Annotated in this window: 21 protein-coding genes; 5 read left to right on the top strand and 16 right to left on the bottom strand. The window is 59.9% G+C overall.

Annotation, left to right across the window (positions count from 1 at the left end):
* Positions 1-6: 6 nt before the first annotated feature.
* The 11 genes from tolA to ruvA all read right to left on the bottom strand — a co-directional run bounded on the left by tolA (position 7) and on the right by ruvA (position 8,666).
* Positions 7-1,137, bottom strand: a complete 1,131-nt coding sequence (tolA, locus tag C2U47_RS13820; protein WP_010672875.1) for a cell envelope integrity protein TolA — start codon at positions 1,135-1,137, stop codon at positions 7-9.
* 5 nt (positions 1,138-1,142) lie between these two features.
* Positions 1,143-1,589, bottom strand: coding sequence for a protein TolR (tolR, locus tag C2U47_RS13815; protein WP_010672874.1), 447 nt, complete (start codon positions 1,587-1,589; stop codon positions 1,143-1,145).
* A complete protein-coding gene (gene tolQ, locus C2U47_RS13810; protein WP_010672873.1) occupies positions 1,589-2,275 on the bottom strand; it encodes a protein TolQ in 687 nt (228 codons plus the stop codon). The genes tolR and tolQ overlap by 1 nt, the downstream gene beginning before the upstream one ends.
* Entirely contained in the window at positions 2,265-2,672 is a 408-nt protein-coding gene (ybgC, locus tag C2U47_RS13805; protein WP_010672872.1) for a tol-pal system-associated acyl-CoA thioesterase, read from the bottom strand. Before ybgC ends, tolQ begins: the two co-directional genes overlap by 11 nt.
* A 286-nt stretch (positions 2,673-2,958) precedes the next feature.
* A complete protein-coding gene (locus C2U47_RS13800; protein WP_039039483.1) occupies positions 2,959-3,270 on the bottom strand; it encodes a cyd operon YbgE family protein in 312 nt (103 codons plus the stop codon).
* Positions 3,257-3,373, bottom strand: coding sequence for a cytochrome bd-I oxidase subunit CydX (gene cydX / locus C2U47_RS13795; RefSeq protein WP_005331536.1), 117 nt, complete (start codon positions 3,371-3,373; stop codon positions 3,257-3,259). The genes C2U47_RS13800 and cydX overlap by 14 nt, the downstream gene beginning before the upstream one ends.
* A gap of 14 nt (positions 3,374-3,387) precedes the next feature.
* Entirely contained in the window at positions 3,388-4,524 is a 1,137-nt protein-coding gene (cydB, locus tag C2U47_RS13790) for a cytochrome d ubiquinol oxidase subunit II (protein WP_010672870.1), read from the bottom strand.
* A 12-nt stretch (positions 4,525-4,536) separates the two neighbouring features.
* Positions 4,537-6,093 carry a cytochrome ubiquinol oxidase subunit I gene (locus tag C2U47_RS13785; RefSeq protein ID WP_010672869.1) on the bottom strand — a complete coding sequence of 519 codons (1,557 nt, stop codon included), beginning with the start codon at positions 6,091-6,093 and terminating at the stop codon, positions 4,537-4,539.
* A 686-nt stretch (positions 6,094-6,779) separates the two neighbouring features.
* Positions 6,780-7,022 (bottom strand): hypothetical protein, encoded by a 243-nt coding sequence (locus tag C2U47_RS22925; RefSeq protein ID WP_029313687.1) that lies wholly within the window; start codon positions 7,020-7,022, stop codon positions 6,780-6,782.
* 10 nt (positions 7,023-7,032) lie between these two features.
* On the bottom strand, positions 7,033-8,043 hold the full coding sequence (ruvB, locus tag C2U47_RS13780) for a Holliday junction branch migration DNA helicase RuvB (RefSeq protein WP_041211014.1): 1,011 nt from the start codon (positions 8,041-8,043) through the stop codon (positions 7,033-7,035).
* Between the two features lie 8 nt (positions 8,044-8,051).
* Positions 8,052-8,666: a Holliday junction branch migration protein RuvA gene (gene ruvA / locus C2U47_RS13775; RefSeq protein WP_010672867.1), complete on the bottom strand. Its 615-nt coding sequence runs from the start codon at positions 8,664-8,666 to the stop codon at positions 8,052-8,054.
* A gap of 232 nt (positions 8,667-8,898) precedes the next feature.
* Between ruvA and C2U47_RS13770 the strand changes: the two genes are divergently transcribed.
* From C2U47_RS13770 to C2U47_RS13760, 3 genes are all read left to right on the top strand, one after another.
* On the top strand, positions 8,899-10,908 hold the full coding sequence (locus C2U47_RS13770) for a methyl-accepting chemotaxis protein (RefSeq protein WP_049635942.1): 2,010 nt from the start codon (positions 8,899-8,901) through the stop codon (positions 10,906-10,908).
* A gap of 137 nt (positions 10,909-11,045) precedes the next feature.
* Complete coding sequence (locus tag C2U47_RS13765; RefSeq protein WP_049635943.1) at positions 11,046-12,770, top strand: proline--tRNA ligase; 1,725 nt, start codon at positions 11,046-11,048, stop codon at positions 12,768-12,770.
* Between the two features lie 194 nt (positions 12,771-12,964).
* Positions 12,965-13,594: a 3'-5' exonuclease gene (locus tag C2U47_RS13760; protein ID WP_049635944.1), complete on the top strand. Its 630-nt coding sequence runs from the start codon at positions 12,965-12,967 to the stop codon at positions 13,592-13,594.
* Positions 13,595-13,786: 192 nt separating this feature from the next.
* On the opposite strand, the gene C2U47_RS13755 is transcribed toward C2U47_RS13760, so the two are convergent.
* The 3 genes from C2U47_RS13755 to C2U47_RS13745 form a co-directional block, all read right to left on the bottom strand.
* Positions 13,787-14,467 (bottom strand): SDR family oxidoreductase, encoded by a 681-nt coding sequence (locus C2U47_RS13755; RefSeq protein WP_045523363.1) that lies wholly within the window; start codon positions 14,465-14,467, stop codon positions 13,787-13,789.
* Between the two features lie 18 nt (positions 14,468-14,485).
* Entirely contained in the window at positions 14,486-15,115 is a 630-nt protein-coding gene (locus C2U47_RS13750) for a TIGR04219 family outer membrane beta-barrel protein (protein ID WP_049635945.1), read from the bottom strand.
* Between the two features lie 92 nt (positions 15,116-15,207).
* Positions 15,208-15,648, bottom strand: coding sequence for a copper chaperone PCu(A)C (locus C2U47_RS13745; protein WP_039039478.1), 441 nt, complete (start codon positions 15,646-15,648; stop codon positions 15,208-15,210).
* 89 nt (positions 15,649-15,737) lie between these two features.
* On the opposite strand from C2U47_RS13745, the gene C2U47_RS13740 reads away from it, so the two are divergent.
* On the top strand, positions 15,738-16,487 hold the full coding sequence (locus tag C2U47_RS13740; protein WP_049635946.1) for an enoyl-CoA hydratase-related protein: 750 nt from the start codon (positions 15,738-15,740) through the stop codon (positions 16,485-16,487).
* A gap of 2 nt (positions 16,488-16,489) precedes the next feature.
* On the opposite strand, the gene C2U47_RS13735 is transcribed toward C2U47_RS13740, so the two are convergent.
* On the bottom strand, positions 16,490-16,918 hold the full coding sequence (locus C2U47_RS13735; protein ID WP_010672859.1) for a DUF2753 family protein: 429 nt from the start codon (positions 16,916-16,918) through the stop codon (positions 16,490-16,492).
* Between the two features lie 85 nt (positions 16,919-17,003).
* Positions 17,004-17,711, bottom strand: a complete 708-nt coding sequence (locus C2U47_RS13730; RefSeq protein ID WP_010672858.1) for a ParB-like protein — start codon at positions 17,709-17,711, stop codon at positions 17,004-17,006.
* Positions 17,712-17,885: 174 nt separating this feature from the next.
* Between C2U47_RS13730 and C2U47_RS13725 the strand changes: the two genes are divergently transcribed.
* The gene (locus tag C2U47_RS13725; protein ID WP_049635947.1) at positions 17,886-19,490 is read left to right on the top strand and encodes a peptide ABC transporter substrate-binding protein; all 1,605 of its coding nucleotides are present in this window, start codon (positions 17,886-17,888) and stop codon (positions 19,488-19,490) included.
* The last annotated feature ends 90 nt before the right edge of the window (positions 19,491-19,580 follow it).

Genomic DNA, 19,580 nt, shown 5'->3' with positions numbered 1-19,580 from the left:
ACTCTCTTAAATCGTTGGCGCTAGCTGAAGGCGTAGATCCTTCATCAATTCGAATGCCGCCGGATCCTTCGGCACCGGCAACTGGTTGGCCTTCAGAACCGCCGCCTTGCCGGAGCGGCAGACCGCCGGATCACCCTGACCGTTGTCCACCGAGATGACGAAGCCGCTACTGGCCAACTTGACACCGATAGTACATGTTTTGCCCCGCATGGTGGGATCCAAAATCATGTAGCGCTCGACCGTGGCCTTGATGAGGGCGGCATACTTGTCGACCTCGCCCTTGGCGGCTGCCGATGCTGCCTGACTGCGCGCATTGGCCTCGGCGGCCAGCTGCTGCTCCATCATGGCTTCCATCTCTTTTTGCAACTTGGCCTCTTCGGCCGCCTTGCGCTTGCGCTCCGCCTCAATCTTGGCCTTTCTGTCGGCCTCGGCCTTCGCCTTCTTCTCTGCGTCAGCTTTTGCCTTCTTGTCCGCCTCTTCCTTCGCCTTCTTCTCGGCCTCGGCCTTGGCTTTCTTCTCGGCTTCCGCCTTCGCCTTTTTCTCGGCTTCGGCCTTGGCCTTCTTCTCGGCTTCCGCTTTCTTGGCCTTGGCCTCTTCCGCCTTGGCCTTCTCTTCAGCCTGCTTCTTCTCCAGCTCTTCTTTTTTCTTCTTGAGCGCCAGCGCCTTGGCCTCTTCCGCCGCCTTGCGTTCGGCTTCGGCCTTCTTGGTCTTCTGCTCTTCCAGCTTGCGGGCTTCCTCGGCTTTCTGGGCCTTCTCTTCCGCCTGCTTCTGTTCAGCCTCTTTCTTCTGCTTGTCGGCTTCGGCCTTGCGGGTCGCCTCTTCGGCCTGCTTGCGCTTGGTCTCGGCGATACGCAGACGCTCCTGCTCCTGTGCCAGCTCGCGTTTGACGCGCTCAGCGTCTTCCTTGTCCTTCTGCTGCTGTGCAGCCTTGGGCTGGGCCTGCTTCTGCTGCTGGACCTGCTGCATCTGCTGCTCCAGCATTTCGCTGTCCATCATGACCGCATTGACGATCTGTCCCTTGGACTCGGGGCGCTTGGGTTTGCTGAAGTCGACACCGACCAGCAGGATGATGCCGATGATCAGATGCAGCAGCAGCGACGCGACGAGATAACCGGAAATACCACGCTTCACATCCATCTCCGTCAGTTCACCGGATCCGTCATCAGACCAACCTGAGGCACACCGGCTTTCTTGAGGGCCACCATCAGCAGGATCACCTCCTCGTAGCGCACGGACTTGTCACCGGCGACCACCACAGGCGCGTTCTGGTTGATGGCCAGATAGCCCATGGCCTTCTCGGTGATGTACTGCTGCATCGCCTCTGGTGTGCCGCTCGGTACGGGTTCGTCATCCGCCTCGCCGGCCTTGATGACGTACTCACCCTCGGTATTGACGCTGACGATGAAAGGCGGCTTGGAGTCTTCCGGCAACTGCTCGGACTCCGCCTGGGGCAGGTCGACCTTGACCCCCTGCGTGATCACGGGCGTGACCGCCATGAAGATGATGAGCAGCACCAGCATGACGTCGATATAGGGCACCACGTTGATCTCGGCGACCTTTTTGCGTTTGAGCCGCTGATAGGTTTGCATTACTTCTCACCCTGCTGTGCGATTTGGCGATTCAGAATGGTGGTGAACTCGTCCATGAAGTTGGCGTAGGCGTTTTCCAGCCGTTCGACCTTGTTGGTGAAGCGGTTGTAGAAGATAACGGCCGGGATGGCGGCAAACAGACCCATGGCGGTGGCGATCAGCGCCTCCGCGATACCCGGTGCCACCATCTGCAGGGTCGCCTGCTGAACCTGGCCCAGAGCGATAAAGGCGTTCATGATCCCCCAGACGGTACCGAACAGACCGATATAGGGGCTGATGGAGCCGATGGTCGCCAAGACCGGCAGGTTGGACTCGAGATCGTCCACTGCACGGGACAGGGAAACGCGCATGGCGCGATAGGTACCGTCCATCACCGCATCCTGACCGCGGGCTCCGGCCTTGAGCAGGCGGGCATACTCCTTGAAGCCGGAGTAGAAGATGTCTTCCATGCCTTCGATGTCGTCACGACGGGAGGAGGACTCCTGGTAGAGACGATTGAGGTCGACCCCGGACCAGAATCTGTCTTCAAACTGCTCCGAGGCGAGGTTGGCCGCCTTGATGGCCTTGGAGCGCTGGATGATCAGCGCCCAGGAGACGACCGACATGCCCATCAGGGTCATCATGACCAGTTTCACCAACAGACTGGCTTGCCAGAACAGGCCAATAAACGAAATTTCAGCGTGCACTTAACAGCACTCCCTTGATTTTTTCAGGTATTGCAACAGGTTTCATTTGCGGATGACTGACACAGGCGATCTGTACCATGGCCTGAGTGATCAGCCGTCCATCAGCCGCCAGGATCTGCTGTGAAAAACGCATGGAAGCGCGTTTCACTTCAGTTACTTGCGTCATTACGGTCAGCAGTTCATTGAAGCGGGCCGCCGCGCGGAAGTCGATTTCGGTGCGACTCACCACAAACGCGATCCCCGCCTGCAGCAGGACATCCTGTTCGATGCCGCCTGCGCGCAGGAATTCGGTGCGGGCCCGTTCCATAAACTTGAGATAATTGGCGTTGTAGACGATGCCTCCGGCATCCGTGTCTTCGTAGTAGACACGCACCGGAAACTCAGAGACTTCCCCCATAAAAATCTGTGATCCATTCGACAGTCAGATGGGGGGCTATCATAGCGCAGGGCTGAATAGGAAAGAAGCAGGGGGAGACAGGGAAATCCCCTCTCTCCCTGTTTTTTATGGTGTGCTGCGGCGCCGACAGGCCGAAGACCACAGGGCTGTCAGCATCGCAAGAAAAGCGGAAAAGAGAAGTGGCTGCGAGCGGCGTGACGAGCGAGGTTCTGTCGCTCTGACCGGGCGACGGCACGCCCCTCAAAAAAGAAGAAGGAGGTGGGCTCATGCCGACCTCCTTCATCATTTATGGCAGGTAGTAGCTGCTGGTCAGCCAGAGCCCGCAGAGCAGGCTGGGCAGGGCGAGCCAGGGGAAGAACAGCACGCGACCCACCAGGCTGCGCGGGTGAAACCCCAGTCCATGCATGACACCGCAACAGACCGCCCACATCAGCCAGGGCGCAAGCCAGAGGCCGTGCTCACTGGTATTGGCCGCGACCAGGTTGGGCGCCTGCAAGATGGCGACAGCCAGCAGGGCCGCCGCCAGCAGCATCAGACCTTGCCATGGCTGGCGCTCCAGAGGAGCGGCCAGCCGGGCGAGCCTGTCACTTGTCTTCATCAATCTGACGATCCAGGTTCTCGGTGTGCTCCAGCCAGAGCGCATTGATAATCCCAAACGCACAGGCCAGCAGCAGCCCCAGGATCCAGGTGAAATACCACATATCAGGGCACCTTCTTAGTAGAGCGATTGTTGGTTGTCTTCGATGTGCTTGTTACTCACCCGGCCGAACATCTTGATGTAGGTCCAGATGGTGTAAGCCAGCACGGTCGGCACGAAGACGACTGCGACTACCGTCATCACCTTGAGGGTGTTGAAGGAGGCGGTGGAATCCCACATGGTCAGGCTCTGGGACGGCTCGAGGCTCGAAGGCATCACGAACGGGAACATGGAGAAGCCCGCGGTCAGGATGATGCCGGCGATGGCCAGGGAGGAGAACAGGAACGCCACCCAACCCTTGTCCAGCTTGGCCGCCACGGCGGTCAGCAGACACATCACCAGACCCAGCACGGGTGCGGCAATCATCCAGGGATAGAGGTTGTAGTTCTGCATCCAAGCACCGGCCTGCACCACCACTTCCTTGTGAAGGGGGTTGGTGACGGCGTCGGTGGCGACGGAGCCCACAATCACATAACCATCCATGCCGCTCACCCAGACACCGGCCAGGGCGAACAGCACCAGGGTCAGCAGGGAGAAGATCATGGCGGCGGTGCGAGAGCGCGCCAGCACTTCACCTTCGGTCTTCATCATCAGCCAGGTTGCACCCTGGGTGATGATCATGAAGAGGCTCACCAGACCGGCCAGCAGACCGAACGGATTGAGCAGGCCGAAGAAGTTGCCGTGATAGGTCATCATCAGGAACTGGTTGAAGCTGAACGGTACACCCTGCAGCAGGTTGCCGAACGCCACCCCGAAGATAACAGGGGGAATGGCGCTACCGGCAAACAGAGCCCAGTCCCAGTTGGAGCGCCACTTGGCGTCTTCCTGCAGGGAGCGGTACTTGAAGCCGACCGGACGGAAGAACAGCGCCATCAAGGTCAGGATCATGGCGATGTAGAAGCCGGAGAAGGCCGCCGCATAGACCATGGGCCAGGCGGCGAACAGGGCTCCACCGGCGGTCACCAGCCAGACCTGGTTGCCTTCCCAGTGCGGCCCCATGGTGTTGAGCATCACGCGACGCTCCACATCCTTCTTGCCGACGAAGGGGAGCAGGGCGCCCACCCCCATATCGAAACCGTCGGTGATGGCAAACCCGATCAGCAGCACGCCGACCAGCACCCACCAGACCAGACGCAACAGTTCGTAATCAAACATGGGTCACTCTCCTTATGCCTTGCTCTGTTCGAAGTGGTACTTGCCCGTCTTCAGGCTGCTTGGGCCCAGGCGCGCATACTTGAACATCAGGTACATCTCGATGATCAGCAGTACTGTGTAGAACAGGAAGATCCCGATCAGAGAGAACCAGATCTCGGACGCAGGAATGTTGGATGCAGAGACATAAGTCGGCAGCATCTCGGCGATGGTCCAGGGTTGACGACCATACTCAGCGACAAACCAGCCAGCCTCGATGGCGATCCAGGGCAGCGGAATGCCGTACAGCAGCGCCTTGAGCAGCCACTTGCGCTCGCCGATCTTGTGGCGGGTGCTGTCATAGAAGGCCAGACCGATCAGCACCAGCATCAGGATGCCGCAGGCAACCATGATGCGGAAGGCGAAGAACAGCGGCAGTACCTGCGGGATGGAGTCATCCACGGCAGCCTTGATCTGCTCGTCGGTGGCGTCGGTCACGTTGGGGGTGTAACGCTTGAGCAGCAGACCGTAGCCCAGATCCTGCTTCACTTCGTCGAAGCGGGCGCGGGTATCGTCGGACTTGTCACCGGATTGCAGCTTGGTCAGCAGGTCGTAGGCGGTCATGCCGTTGCGCACGCGCAGCTCATGCTCGCTCTTGAGATCCTTGAGACCAGTCACCTGACCGTCGAGGGAACGGGTGGCGATGATGCCGAGGGCATAGGGGATCTTGATGGCGTAGTCGGTGCGCATCTCCTCCTGGTTCGGGATCCCGAACAGGGTGAAGGATGCCGGAGCCGGCTCCGTGTTCCACTCGGCCTCGATGGCCGCCAGTTTCACCTTCTGCACTTCCCCGGTCTCGTAGCCGGACTCGTCACCCAGCACCAGCACGGAGAGGATGGAGGCCATGCCGAACGCGGCCGCGATGGCGAAGGAGCGACGAGCGAACGCCACATCACGATTCTTCAGCAGGTAATAGGAGGAGATCCCGAGCACGAACATGGCACCCGTGGTATAGCCTGCCGCCACGGTGTGGACGAACTTGACCTGTGCAACCGGGTTGAACACCAGGTCGGCGAAGCTCACCATCTCCATGCGCATGGATTCGAAGTTGAACTCGGCACCCACCGGGTTCTGCATCCAGCCGTTGGCGACCAGGATCCACAGTGCGGAGAGGTTGGTCCCGAGCGCCATCAGCCAGGTAGCCGCCAGGTGCTGGCGCTTGCTGAGACGATCCCAACCGAAGAAGAACATACCGACGAAGGTGGACTCCAGGAAGAAGGCCATCAAGCCTTCGATGGCCAGCGGGGCCCCGAAGATGTCGCCGACATAGTGGGAGTAGTAAGCCCAGTTGGTACCGAACTGAAACTCCATGGTGAGCCCGGTGGTAACCCCGAGGGCAAAGTTGATACCAAACAACTTGCCCCAGAACTTGGTCATGTCCCGGTACACTGTGTTGTTGGTCATCACATAGACAGACTCCATGATCGCCAGGATGAAGGCCATCCCCAGCGTCAAGGGTACAAACAGGAAGTGATAAAGGGCCGTCGCAGCAAATTGGAACCGCGATAGGTCTACCACATGCTCAGCAATCATGATGTTTCCTCACCGATTATTGGCACGGCTATTTTAAGTTTTAAGGACAAAGCTTCCATTGGAAGTCCCCGAACGGTCGGTCACCCCTCGCGGACTGACCGGATTCGACTGCCACCACATTAACAACAAGGCAATATACAGGAACAAAAAAAGCTAATGTTTAACATCTAATAAACAATAACCAGGGTTCTATTCCCGCCTATAATGATCGCTGTTTTATATCACCTTTATTTGATTGAAATCAATGTAAAACCACCCTCAATACATGTTTTTTCAAGGTAACTTATAGGGCTTTCCCCATTAATTATGGGAGCTTCATCACAAAAAACGATAAGTCGTAAATAATTGATTTAAATCAATTTTATGACCAACCAAAATAGTTTCAATTCTGTTAAACAAATACGCAACCACGGAAATAAAGCCCTCGCGTCTCGATTATTTCAATAAATGGCCAGGCTCATCCAAAAATCAATTTAAACCCAGTAAAAACACATGTTTATGCGGATTGGCACTCCTACCAAAATCATTAGTTTATCTAATCAGAAGCCCATAGATTTTCTTGTTTGTCCCACCCGTAAAGAGCTCCTACAATGCGCCTCGCAGTGAGGGCATACCTCTGAATACAGGCCGGTCATTCCGGGTTCCCGGTACGTATTCGATGAACATTTCGAACCTGTTTGTTGGGATTAATGATGAAAAAGTTTGTTGCCAAGACCATCCGTTACTACAAGCTTTCTTTCGTTCAACTCTATCAAATGAACCGACTCTGAAGCCTCGCGACGGCTCCTCTGTTTTTTCCCGACCGGTCTGCAGACGCGCTCACTGTCTGTGAACATCCATCCTGAATTGTCTTTGCCCACCGCCTGTGCCGTGGGCTTTTTTTTGCCTGCAAAACAAAAAGCCGCCTCAAGGGCGGCTTTTTGGTTCATATCGCAACGTCTACTGATCTGCCGGTCGTTCCAGGCCAAAGTGTGCGTAGGCTCTCTGAGTTGCGATCCGCCCTCTGGGTGTACGTTGCAGATAGCCTTGCTGGATCAGATAAGGTTCCAGCACGTCTTCTATGGTGTCCTTCTCCTCACCGATGGCGGCGGCCAGGTTGTCGAGCCCGACTGGCCCCCCCATAAACTTGTCGATGACGGCCAACAATAGCTTGCGATCCATGAAGTCGAAACCTTCATTGTCCACGTCCAGCATGTCCATAGCACGGGCCGCAATGGGTCCGTCAATTCGCCCGTCAGACTTCACCTGGGCAAAATCTCGTACCCGCCTTAACAAACGGTTAGCAATGCGCGGTGTCCCCCGGGAGCGACGGGCTACCTCGAGAGCGCCGTCTTCCGTCATGTCGAGCCCGAGGCAGCGGGCGCTGCGAGAGACGATGTCGGTCAGGTCCTTGACGTTGTAAAACTCGAGGCGCTGCACGATGCCAAACCGGTCACGCAGGGGGCTGGTGAGGGAGCCGGCCCGGGTGGTGGCACCGATCAGGGTGAAGGGAGGGAGATCGAGCTTGATGGAGCGGGCCGCCGGCCCCTCCCCTATCATGATGTCGAGCTGATAATCCTCCATGGCCGGGTAGAGCACCTCCTCCACCACCGGGCTGAGACGGTGGATCTCGTCGATGAAGAGCACATCGTTCGGTTCCAGGTTGGTGAGGAGCGCCGCCAGATCGCCGGCCTTCTCCAGCACGGGGCCCGAGGTGGTCTTGATGTTGACCCCCATCTCGTTGGCGACGATGTTGGCTAGCGTGGTCTTGCCAAGGCCGGGAGGCCCGAAGATCAGCAGATGATCGAGGGCCTCCCCGCGCTGGCGGGCGGCCTCGATGAAGATCTCCATCTGATCGCAGACGTGATCCTGTCCGGTGTAATCGGCCAGCTTTCTGGGCCGGATGGCCCGATCGATGATCTCGTCCTCACGGGCGGCACCGGCCGAGATGAGGCGATCCGCTTCAATCATTGTCTACCTCACACCAGGCTGCGCAGGGATTCACGAATGATCTCCTCTACCGACATGCCGTCGGCGGCCACCTTGCTGACGATCTGGCTGGCCTGCTGCGGCTTGTAGCCGAGGGCCACCAGTGCACTGGCCGCTTCCTCGCTCGCATCCGGGGCACGCAGCGGGCTCTCTTTCGCGGGCAGGGTGATTTCGGCCGGGGAGAAGAGATCGTGGCTGACCCAGCCCTTGAGGCGGTCTTTCATCTCCACCACCAGGCGCTCGGCGGTCTTCTTGCCCACGCCGGGCAACTTGACCAGGGAGCTTATCTCCTCGCGCTCAACGCTCATCACAAACTGGGTGGCCGTCATGCCGGAGAGAATGGCCAGTGCCAGCTTGGGGCCGACCCCGTTGGTCTTGATCAGCTCGCGAAACAGCGCCCGCTCCTGCTTGTGGTTGAAGCCGTAGAGCAGCTGGGCATCTTCACGCACCACGAAGTGGGTGTGAATGACGGCCTCTTTCCCGAGTTCGGGCAGATCATAGAAGCAGCTCATGGGCATATGAACCTCATATCCCACCCCTCCGACTTCCAGCAACACCTCGGGGGGTTGCTTCTCGATGATGACGCCTCTCAAGCGACCGATCATGTTCTTTTCCTCGCCACGCAGACTCTCGCAAATTGGGTCATAGCATAAAGAATAACTGGATAAGTATCCAGCATAGGTCCATGCAGATCATGGGATGACCAGCTCTTCATACCCGGCCATTTCCCTCGTTCAGAACACAGTCTGTCACTTTATTTTCCATCGGGGATGGCACATCTTCGTCATTGATTGAACACTGAAATGGTCTTGTTCGGCACCAGGGAAGGCTTGAATCATGAAAATCGTCACCACATCCAACCTCGGACTCACCATTCTGCTCGGCTGCACCCTGGGCATGGGGGCGATCGGCTGGTATGGCAGCCAGCGGCTGGCTGATCTGCTCTCCTACGTCCTGGGTGCCGCCTGGCAGACGGCAGATGGTGCCATGGAGGGCTCCATCGAACTCGGCAACCAGTCGCTCTATATCCAGAAAATGCTTTCGGGGATCCCCCTCGACGCACCGGAGCTGCAACGGGCAAAAGAGGCGGCCAGCGACGCTTTGCACCGGGTGGAGCAAGGCGGGCTCATCGATGCGGCGGCCATCACCACGCTGAAGCAGCATGAGCAGACCTATCAGCAAGAGCAGGCACAGCTGCTGACCCTCTATCGCACCTTCACGAGCGCCGATGAGGCGCTGCGTGCCAGTTCTGAACGCATGTCACGCCTCTCGACCAGGCTGGAGGTGATCGGTGACGAGGCCGTCGAGAGCCTCACCCGCTCACCGGATCAGGCCATCAGCTGGAACGGCGGCCTTGCGACCCGCTGGCAAGCGGCCGATGGCGGCATGGAGGCCAACATCGGATTCCTGCGCCAGCTCTATGCGCTGGAGAAGATGCAGAGCGAAGGCCCTACTCCTGCCATCCAGGCCGAGCTGGCACAAGCCACCCGCTTCTATCAGGACGCGGTTGACGGCATGCTGGCAACCGGCCAGTTCGATGTGCCCGGCGACGGGGAGTTTGCAGGCCAAATGCTCTCCACCCAGTATCGTGCCCTGCAAGCCGACAATGCCCGCCTGATCCGTGAATGGACCACAGCCCTGAGCGCTTATCAGAACCAGCTGGCCCGTTACGAACACAGTGCCGACCAGCTCAGGCTGGCTCTGGTCGAGGTCGAGGCCCAGGGGGACGCCACCGTCGAGGATCAGGTTCACCAGCTCAACGCCATCATCGACTACACCAGGGGACTCATCCTGGGGGGCTTGCTGCTCAGCCTGCTGATCGTCACCTGCTGCGGCTTCTGGCTGGTACGCACCATTGTTCGTCCGCTACTCCAGGTCGACAAGCGCATGCAGGACATCGCCGCCGGGGAGGGAGATCTCAATGCCCGCATCAACCTCTCACGCGACGACGAGATTGGCTCCCTGGCCGGCAGCGTGGATCGCTTCATCGAGAAGCTGCAGAAAATGATCAGCGCCACCATGGACAACAACCAGCACATCAACCAGCACGTGCACACCTCGGTCAACCGGGTCCAGGCCATCAGCCAGAGCAGCCGCCAGACCGCAGCGCATGCCCAGGCGCTGCACCACGACAGCGAGCAGATGGTGCAGGTGGCCACCACCATCTCGGACAACTGCAACCTGGCGGCACACAACGCCAACGAGGTGCGCCAGCTCACCACGCAAAGCAGCCAGTATGTCTCCTCCGCCACCGCCGGCATGCAGCGGGTGGTCATGGAGGTGGGTGAATGTGCCACCGCCATCAACGCCCTCAAGGAGCAGGCAGGGCAGATTGGCCAGATCATCTCCACCATCAGCAATATCTCGGAGCAGACCAACCTGCTGGCACTCAATGCCGCCATCGAAGCCGCCCGGGCGGGCGAGATGGGGCGCGGTTTTGCCGTGGTGGCCGACGAGGTGCGCACCCTGGCCAATCGCACCGCCACCTCCAGTGCCGAGATAACGGACGTGATCAACAGCATCCAGCAGCAGACAGAGCAGGCTTATCTGATGATGCAACGCAACCTGAAAACCGTGGAATCGGGTATGGCGGACTCCGACAACACCAAGCAGATCCTGTTCAAGGTAGAAGAGGCCATCGATCAGCTCGCCGACATGGTGCAACAGGTGGCAGAGGCGACCAGCCAGCTCTCCCACACCCTGGGGCACACCACGGGCAAGGTTTCGGATATCAGCCTGCAGGCCCAGACGGGCGAACAGGAAGCCCAGGAGTGCCTGCAACTGGCCTCCTCCCTCCATCAGGCCAGCCAGCAGCAACAGCAGTTGCTGTCGCAATTTCGGGTCTAGTGCGGACGGGGCAAGGCCCCCGCCCTCCCCCCAGCGCCGCTGAATTTAGCCCTTGGGCCGGGGGGCTTCGCCTGTTAAAATTCCGCACTTGAAATTTTCCAGGGCCAAGCCGCCCGAACTAGCGAAGGTCTACCGCGATGCGTACCAGCCAATATCTGCTTTCCACTCTCAAGGAAACCCCCTCCGACGCTGAAGTTGTCAGCCACCAGCTGATGCTGCGCGCCGGGATGATCCGCAAACTCGCTTCCGGCATGTACGCCTGGCTGCCGACCGGCCTGCGGGTCCTGAAGAAGATTGAAAACATCGTCCGCGAAGAGATGAACAATGCGGGTGCCGTCGAAGTGTCCATGCCGGTGGTACAGCCCGCCGAGCTGTGGCAGGAGTCCGGCCGCTGGGATGACTACGGCCCCGAGCTGTGCCGCCTGACCGACCGTCACAACCGCCCCTTCGTGCTGGGTCCGACCCACGAAGAGGTGATCACCGCGCTGGTCCGTTACGAAGTGAACAGCTACAAGCAACTGCCGCTGAACCTCTACCAGATCCAAACCAAGTTCCGCGATGAAGTGCGCCCCCGTTTCGGCGTGATGCGTGGCCGCGAATTCCTGATGAAGGATGCCTACTCCTTCCACATCGACAAGGCCTCCCTGGTCGATACCTATGAGAAGATGCATGCGGCCTACTGCACCGCCTTCACTCGCATGGGTCTGAACTTCCGCCCGGTGCAGGCCGATACCGGCTCCATCGGGGGCACCGGCTCCCACGAATTCCAGGTGCTGGCCGAGAGCGGTGAAGACTTGATCGCCTTCTCCGATACATCCGATTACGCCGCCAACATCGAGATGGCCGAAGCCCTGGCGCCGGCTGGCGAGCGCGCTGCCGCAACCAAAGCCCTGACCAAGGTGGCCACCCCGGCCGTCCACACCATCGACGAAGTGGCCGCTTTCCTGAACGTGGCGCCGACCGCCATCGCCAAGACCCTGCTGGTACTGGCCGAGGAAGACGAGCACGGCAAACAGGCCGTCATCGCCCTGGTACTGCGTGGCGACCACGAGCTGAACGAAATCAAGGCCGAGAAGCTTTCTGGCGTGGCTAACCCGCTGACCTTCGCCAATGACGAGCAGATCAAAGCGGCCGCCGGTTGCGATGCAGGCTCCATCGGCCCGGTCGGCTTTGCCGGTCGCATCATCGTCGATCGCAGCGCCGCCCATCTGAGCGATTTTGTTTGCGGCGCCAACGAGACCGGTTTCCACCTGACCGGTGCCAACTGGGATCGCGACATCACCTCTTTTGAGGTTGCCGACCTGCGCAACGTGGTGGAAGGCGACCCGAGCCCGTGCGGCCAGGGCAAGCTGCTGCTCAAGCGCGGTATCGAAGTGGGCCACATCTTCCAGCTGGGTACCAAGTACTCCGAAGCGATGAAGGCGAGCGTGCTGAACGAAGGCGGCAAGTCCGTCACCATGGAGATGGGTTGCTACGGTATCGGGGTTTCCCGTCTGGTGGCTGCGGCCATCGAGCAGAACAACGACCAGTACGGCATCATCTGGCCGGATGCCATCGCCCCGTTCGAAGTGGCCATCGTGCCGATGAACATGCACAAGTCCGAGCGCGTGGCCGAGCAGGCGCAGCAGTTCTACGCCGAGCTCAAAGCCGCCGGTGTGGACGTGCTGTTTGACGACCGCAAGGAGCGCCCGGGTGTGATGTTCGCCGACATGGAGCTGATCGGTGTGCCCCACGCCATCGTCATCGGTGACCGTGGTCTCGACAACGGCGTGGTGGAGTACAAGTGCCGCCGCTCCGGCGAGAAGCAGGAAGTGGCCATCGGCGAGATCGTTGCCATGCTCAAGGCCAAGCTGGGTCGCTGATAACGCGACACCGCCTTTCGCTTTTCATAGGAAAGCCCCGAGTGCCACGGCACTCGGGGCTTTTTATATGGCTCTCAGCCATGATGCACAAAAATGCGTCTCCAGCGTGAACCAATGAGATAACTGCATTGCCCTGTACACGGCACGGCTGATTTCCTAGACTGGCGCTCTTTACCGAGCTTGCCCGAGAAGTTATGTCCATCGCCTCAGCCAATACCGTTGTCGTGCTCGACTTCGAGACCACAGGGCTTTCACCCGGACAAGGGGATAGAGCCATCGAGATCGGTGCCGTCAGAATCAAGGATGGCCATATCAGTGAGCGTTTCTCGGCATTGATGAATCCGGGCTTCAACGTGAGCAGCTTCATCGAGCAATATACCGGGATCAGCAATGCCATGCTGAAACAGGCTCCCCCCTGTAACGAGGTGATGGCGGATTTCGTCGACTTTATCGGTGATGACAATCTGGTCGCCCACAACGCCTCCTTCGACAAGCGCTTTCTGGATGCGGAAATAGAGCGATTGCCGGCGCAATACCGCGGCCAGTTCGCCTGTTCCCTGCTGCTATCGAGGCGCCTGTTTCCCGATGCCCCGGATCACAAGCTGGGTACCCTGGTGCAATACCGGAGCCTGCCCAATGACGGGGTGTTTCACCGTGCCCTGGCGGATGCAGAGGTGACGGCCCACCTCTGGCTTGCCTTGTTGGAAGAGCTGGCGTGTCGGCATGGCATTATCGACCCGGACTTTGCATTGCTGCTGACCCTTGGCAAGAAGCCAAAACAGGTGATTCCATCCTTCCTGCGGGAATATGCGACTCGGAAATAATATGTGCCGAGATGCATCATCAATCATCCGTGCCATGTCGGCACTGAATTTACCCGCCTTCACATCCATGATGGCCCGGCGTAAAGAGAGGCAGGCAAGCAGATAATTTAGCACTGCACATCAATGAAAAAGCGCGCCAAATGGCGCGCTTTTTTTCCTTGTCATCTGGCGACGGGGCCGGTTCACGGCGCTTCAGGCATTACGACCGATAAAGAGATCGGTCACATGGCAGCTGCTTCTCGCGGCCAGCGCATCCAGCATGTAGGCTGCCGCGTCTTCCGGCGTCATGAAACCACTCGAATCCACGTGATCCGAATTCTCCCAGAACTCGCTGCGGATCCCGCTCGGATAAAGGTTCACCAGTCGCAGGGGAGCACTCTTCAGCTCGGCCCGCAAGGATTCGAGAAAGCCGCGCATGCCCCATTTGGAGGCGCAATAGAGGCTCTCGTTGGCCTTGCCGGTCTGGGCGGCGGAGGAGAGCACATTCGCCAGCACCCCGCCCTTGTCGCCGATGAGGCGTACCGTCTGCTGGGCCACCAGTATGGTGGAGATGAGATTGCTCTCCACCACCCGGCGGATCTGCTCGGCGGTGTAGACACCCACCGGGCCGAACTCGCCGACACCGGCACAGTGGATCACCATGTCGGGCAGACCGCCCCACTCCACCGCAGCGGCAAAGGCGACATCCACCTCTTCGTGGTGTGCGAGATCGGCGGCAATGCCGATCACCGCCTTGCCGAGCAGCTCTTCCTGCTCCTGCAGTTTCTGGTAACGGCGACCCATCATGGAAACCTGATGGCCGCGTTCAACCAGCCCTATGGTCAGGGCGCGGCCCAGTCCGGACCCCGCGCCAGTCACTATGATGTGGCCCATGTGTGCTCCTCAGGGAGATCAGAAGGTGAATTCACCACCGATGAACCAGCCGTCGATGGTCTGATCGACGCGATCGAAGTCCATCTCGGCCTCACGCCAGCCGGCGCGGATCTTGAGCGGCACGGAAGAGAACTTGTAGGAGCCGCCCAGACGGTAGTCGTAGTTGTCGGCATCCTGCACGCGGGCATCACCGAAGGCGGCAAAGCCGGTCCCCGGGATGCGTACTTCACCCCCGGTGTAGGCCATCAGCACATCCTTGTCATAGGAGTAGTGCTGGGTGTTGAAATCACCGTCGTAGCGACGACCGGTCAGACCCAGATCGATCTGGAACAGATCGTTGTTGAACAGGCGATAGTAGAGGCTCAGGTCGTAAGCCAGCAGATCGTTGTTGAAGCTGCCACCGCTGCTGCTGAAGTCGGACATTTCAAACTTGGCGTTGGGCAGCAGCAGGATGCCGTGCTCCAGTTGCAGGTAGCCGCTCCAGTTGTAGTTCTCGTCGTAGCTGCCATCGGCACCCACGCTGCTGACCTGGCCACTTCCCTGGGCATTCCACAGATCGGCACCCGCCGCAAAACGCCAGTCATTGGCGGCCATGGCCCCATGGCTGAGCAGAGCCATCACAGTGCCGGCAATCAGGGTCTTCTTCATCACTTCGCTCCATTTTGGACTGGAAAGGCCATCATTTTACCCGCTGGGCAAGGAATACCTAGAGTAAAAAGCTGAACAAGCGTCCATAAATGTCAGTGCTTCATCCCTTTCATGGGTTCGACCGGCTTCACGGGCAGGCTCAGTGACAGCGTCTGCCCATCGTCCAGGGTCAGGGTCAGCGGGAAGGGCGTGCCCTGGGCCAGGGTATGGATGTCGAACAACATGATGTGCAGGCTGCCGGGCTTGAGCACGGCCTCCCCCTTGGCCGGGATCTCGATACTCTCCACCTGGCGCATCTTCATGACGCCGTTCTCGTGCAAATGGGTGTGCAGCTCGACACGGCCCGCCTCAGGAGACGCTCCCGCCACCAGTTTCACCGGTTTGTCCCCATCGTTCCTGAGCACCATGAACGCCGCTGTGTTCGGCGAGCCAGGGGGCAGCAGGCGCACATAACCATCGACTGCGTCGACCTTGGCCAGGGCCGGGGCGGCCAGAAGCAGTGCCATGGTGGAATAAAACGCACGTTTAAACATGGTTGAAATCCTTTTATGATGTTGTTAAACGAGACAAAGCTTACCCCTGTGGCAAGCTTTTGACAGCCCCCGACAACAAGGATTCAGACATGGCCCTCACAATTCTGGCCGAACAGCAGGACGGCTTGCTCACCCTGACCTTCAATCGACCGGAAAAGCGCAATGCCCTCAACACGGAAACGTATCTGGCGCTGACCGACGCACTGCGCCAGGCCGCCCGGGACGAAGAGGTCCATGTGCTGCTGTTGCAGGGCCAGGCGGGGTGCTTCACCGCCGGCAACGATCTGGCCGACTTTGTTGGCAAGCACGCCCTTGAGCCGGACGACCCCATCCTGCAATTTCTGCACACCCTGGCCGACTTCCCCAAACCGGTGATCGCCGCCGTGGGCGGCCCGGCAGTCGGCATCGGCACCACACTGCTGCTGCACTGCGACCTGGTCTATCTGGGTGACAACGCCCGGCTGCAGCTGCCTTTCGTCGAGCTGGGACTGGTGCCGGAGTTTGCCGCCAGCCTGCTGCTGCCACGCGCCGTCGGTCACCTCAAGGCGGCGGAGCTGTTGCTGCTGGCAGAGGCCATCGATGGGGAAGAGGCGCTGCGTCTCGGGCTCGCCAACCGGGTGCTGGCCCCGGCGGACCTGCTCCCCTTCGCTCGGGAGCAGGGACTGAAACTGGCGGCCAAGCCGCCGATGGCGCTCCAGAAGAGCAAGGCGCTGCTCAAGCAGGAGCTCAAACAGGCGGTGCATTTCGTCATCGACCTGGAAGCGCGCGCCTTCGCCCAGGCCCTGCAAGGGGAAGAGGCGCAAAACCGCATCGCCAGCAAGCTGCAAAAACGGCGCTGAACTTAGTTGAGACGGAACCGGCCTATCAGCTCGCAGCCCTGCACCCTGTCCTGCACCTGGATAAGCCGGGCAATCTCCGGATTGGGGTGGCGCTTCAAGAAGGAGAGCAGGGCGGCGCGGCAGCAGCCCAGCTCGCTGATGAGGGATTCGCACTCACGGTTGGGGCACTGGGGCACCAGGGCGGTGACCAGCTCGGAGGCGAGCTTGAGGTAGCGCAGTTCATAGGCGGGCTCTTCCATGGCACGCCAGAAATCGGCCATGCGGTGACAGGTGGCGACCCGCATGCTGGCCAGTTCGTCCAGATCCCCGGAGGCCAGCTCATACACTTCCCCCAGGGCCTGCTGATAGAGGCAGATCGCCGTGCCCAGAGCCCCCATGCCAAGGGCGTTCTCCGCCTCCAGCATGTAACGTTGCCAGTTCTGATGTTCCATGTTCCTCTCCTTTGCCGACACGAGTGGAGTTTGTATCATGGCCAATCGAGAACAAATATCAACCAGACCCTTTGTGCAGGATCCCTCAACCCGCCGTTCTGGGCTGATTGACGCGACACTGCTTGCCGGGGTAACCAGGCAGATCCGACGCCTTGCTGCTGCACGCCAGCCGTTTGGCTTCGGCGAGGCGATCTGCGAGGTTGACCTCATCGATCGGCTGCCAGGCCATCTGCTGGCCGAGCCAGCTGGCCCAGGCAAACTCGACGAAGTAGACCTGATCCTTCTTGCTGAAGTAGCCCGCATCCTGCAACAGCCCCGCCAGGGTGCGGTAGGGGTAATCCGGCAATTCACCGATATGGCCGGGCAACTGCTCGGGAGTCAGGGGTTGACCCCGTTCATCCTTGAGCCAGGCCCAGTGGTTGTTCTGCATCTGGCTCCAGAAATTGGCCCTGTCCTGCAACCGTGCAATCACCTTGACCCTGACCTGCTTCACCCCCTGCTGCCACAGCGCCTTGGTCAGATGGTGCCTGTCCACCAGCCAGTAACCCCCATCCGGCGCGATGACGATGGGGATCTCTTTCTTTTTCATCAGCTTGTCGAGCTGCTTCTCGCTCTTGTCCGCCAGCTCCCGGGCAGTGGTATCCACCTGCAACTGCCCCACGCCGCCCTGGGTGGGGTGCAGCGCCTCTATGTTCACCTCGCACCAGCTTCCCACCGGGCTGCTCTTCTCGCACGGGGACAACGCCCAGGCGCCCTGGCTCAGCACGCAGGCCAACAAGATCCATGCTCTCATCATTCTCTCCTTTTCCTGGCGCTCACGGCGCCCCTTCGTTGACAGCCGCATCGGATATCAATGGGACTCATGCTGGCGGTCTGACCAGCAAAGGGGATATCATGATTTCCCATCTGCCGGCGATGCATTCTCGCCGAGTTTTCTCCCCGCTTCACACATTTTGAAGGATTCACCATGAAAGGATGGAGCCCCCTGCTGGCCCTGCTGGGCTGTGCCTGCGTCCAGGCCGCCGATGTGCCGCCCGGTACCCCACTCGCCGCTGAACAGGCCGTCGTCCGTCATCTCAAGGATGAACCGGCGAGCCTGAGCCCTCTCAAGCTGGTGGGATTGCCGGAGCTGCAGGTCCTCAGAGACCTTTACGAGGGGCTGCTGACCCAGGGGCCGGACGGCAAGGTGCTGCCCGGGGTGGCCGCGAGCTGGGACAACGAGGGGAACCAGACATTCACCTTCCACCTGAGGCCGGATGCCCGCTGGTCCAACGGCGACCCCGTGCGCGCCGCCGACTTCGTCTATGGCTGGCGCAAGCTGGTTGACCCCAGGGAAGCCGCCACTTTCGCCTGGTTCGCCCAGCTCGCTCGCTTCGACAAGGTGGACGACATAGTGGCAGGCAAGCTGGCCCCCGATGCGCTCGGGGTGGAGGCCGTCGATGACCATACCCTGAAGGTGACCCTCTCCCAGCCGGTGCCCTATTTCCTGAGCCTGCTGACCCATCCCAGCCTGTCGCCCCTGCACCAGGCCAGCATGGAACAATATGGCAACCAGTGGACCCAGCCCGGCAAGCTGGTGGGCAACGGCGCCTTCGTGTTGAGTCACCGGGTGGTGAACGAGAAACTGGAGCTGACGCCCAATCCCTACTACTGGGATCGCGCCCACACGGTGCTGACCCGCGTCACCTTCGTGCCCATCAACCAGGAGAGCGCGGCCACACACCGCTATCTGGCCGGGGATCTGCACATCACCGAATCCTTCCCCAAGGAGCAGTACCAGAGCCTGATGGCCCAGATCCCGGGGGAGGTCTATACCCCGGAACAGCTCGGCACCTACTACTACGCCTTCAACACCCAGCGCCCGCCCCTCAATGATGTTCGGGTTCGCCAGGCGCTCTCCTACACCATCGACAGGGGCCTGATTGCCGACAAGGTGCTGGGCACCGGAGAGAAACCGGCCTACCACTTCACCCCGGACGTGACCGCCGGCTTCGACCCCAAGCCCAATCTGCTCTCCACCAGCAGTCAGCAGGCGCTGGACGAGCGTGCCAGATCCCTGCTGAAAGAAGCGGGCTACGGCCCAAGCAATCCCCTCAGGCTGACCCTGCTCTACAACACGGCGGAAATTCACAAGAAGATGGCGCTGGCCATCGCCAACCTGTGGAAACAGAAGCTGGGGGCCCGGGTCGAGCTCACCAACCAGGAGTGGAAAACCTATCTCGACAGCCGTCAAAGTGGCCAGTTCGAGGTGATCCGCTCCTCCTGGGTCGCCGATTACAACGACCCCTCCGCCTTCCTCGGGCTCTGGGGATCGGGCCACAGCGGCAACATGGCCCGGTTCGCCAACCCGGCTTACGACAAGCTGCTGGCGCAGGCGGCCAACAGTCAGGAGCCCACAGAGCGGGCCCGCCTGTTCGATGAGGCCGAGGCCATCTTGCAGAAGGAGGCCCCCATCGCCCCCATCTACCAGTACACCAATGCCCGGCTCATCAAGCCCTGGCTCAAGGGGTATCCCATCAACAACCCGGAAGACGTGGCCTACAGCCGTCAGCTCTACCTCGTCAAACACTGAGTCCGGGGAGGGGTCGGGACATCTGACCCCTCCTGACACTGTTCCTGTTCAAGTTCCCGGCATAAAATGCCGCCTCTTTTCATTCATCAA

The organism is Aeromonas sp. ASNIH7 (assembly GCF_002903485.1).
Classification (GTDB): domain Bacteria; phylum Pseudomonadota; class Gammaproteobacteria; order Enterobacterales; family Aeromonadaceae; genus Aeromonas; species Aeromonas caviae.
The sequence above is the reverse complement of the archived record's forward strand: the minus strand, read 5'-3'. Positions and strand labels throughout refer to the sequence as shown.

Coding starts and splice junctions, on each gene's coding strand:
- tolA (WP_010672875.1), bottom strand. CDS start 1,137: ATGGATGTGAAGCGTGGTATTTCCGGTTATCTCGTCGCGTCGCTGCTG.
- tolR (WP_010672874.1), bottom strand. CDS start 1,589: ATGCAAACCTATCAGCGGCTCAAACGCAAAAAGGTCGCCGAGATCAAC.
- ybgC (WP_010672872.1), bottom strand. CDS start 2,672: ATGGGGGAAGTCTCTGAGTTTCCGGTGCGTGTCTACTACGAAGACACG.
- C2U47_RS13800 (WP_039039483.1), bottom strand. CDS start 3,270: ATGAAGACAAGTGACAGGCTCGCCCGGCTGGCCGCTCCTCTGGAGCGC.
- cydX (WP_005331536.1), bottom strand. CDS start 3,373: ATGTGGTATTTCACCTGGATCCTGGGGCTGCTGCTGGCCTGTGCGTTT.
- cydB (WP_010672870.1), bottom strand. CDS start 4,524: ATGTTTGATTACGAACTGTTGCGTCTGGTCTGGTGGGTGCTGGTCGGC.
- C2U47_RS13785 (WP_010672869.1), bottom strand. CDS start 6,093: ATGATTGCTGAGCATGTGGTAGACCTATCGCGGTTCCAATTTGCTGCG.
- C2U47_RS22925 (WP_029313687.1), bottom strand. CDS start 7,022: ATGAACCAAAAAGCCGCCCTTGAGGCGGCTTTTTGTTTTGCAGGCAAA.
- ruvB (WP_041211014.1), bottom strand. CDS start 8,043: ATGATTGAAGCGGATCGCCTCATCTCGGCCGGTGCCGCCCGTGAGGAC.
- ruvA (WP_010672867.1), bottom strand. CDS start 8,666: ATGATCGGTCGCTTGAGAGGCGTCATCATCGAGAAGCAACCCCCCGAG.
- C2U47_RS13770 (WP_049635942.1), top strand. CDS start 8,899: ATGAAAATCGTCACCACATCCAACCTCGGACTCACCATTCTGCTCGGC.
- C2U47_RS13765 (WP_049635943.1), top strand. CDS start 11,046: ATGCGTACCAGCCAATATCTGCTTTCCACTCTCAAGGAAACCCCCTCC.
- C2U47_RS13760 (WP_049635944.1), top strand. CDS start 12,965: ATGTCCATCGCCTCAGCCAATACCGTTGTCGTGCTCGACTTCGAGACC.
- C2U47_RS13755 (WP_045523363.1), bottom strand. CDS start 14,467: ATGGGCCACATCATAGTGACTGGCGCGGGGTCCGGACTGGGCCGCGCC.
- C2U47_RS13750 (WP_049635945.1), bottom strand. CDS start 15,115: ATGAAGAAGACCCTGATTGCCGGCACTGTGATGGCTCTGCTCAGCCAT.
- C2U47_RS13745 (WP_039039478.1), bottom strand. CDS start 15,648: ATGTTTAAACGTGCGTTTTATTCCACCATGGCACTGCTTCTGGCCGCC.
- C2U47_RS13740 (WP_049635946.1), top strand. CDS start 15,738: ATGGCCCTCACAATTCTGGCCGAACAGCAGGACGGCTTGCTCACCCTG.
- C2U47_RS13735 (WP_010672859.1), bottom strand. CDS start 16,918: ATGGAACATCAGAACTGGCAACGTTACATGCTGGAGGCGGAGAACGCC.
- C2U47_RS13730 (WP_010672858.1), bottom strand. CDS start 17,711: ATGAGAGCATGGATCTTGTTGGCCTGCGTGCTGAGCCAGGGCGCCTGG.
- C2U47_RS13725 (WP_049635947.1), top strand. CDS start 17,886: ATGAAAGGATGGAGCCCCCTGCTGGCCCTGCTGGGCTGTGCCTGCGTC.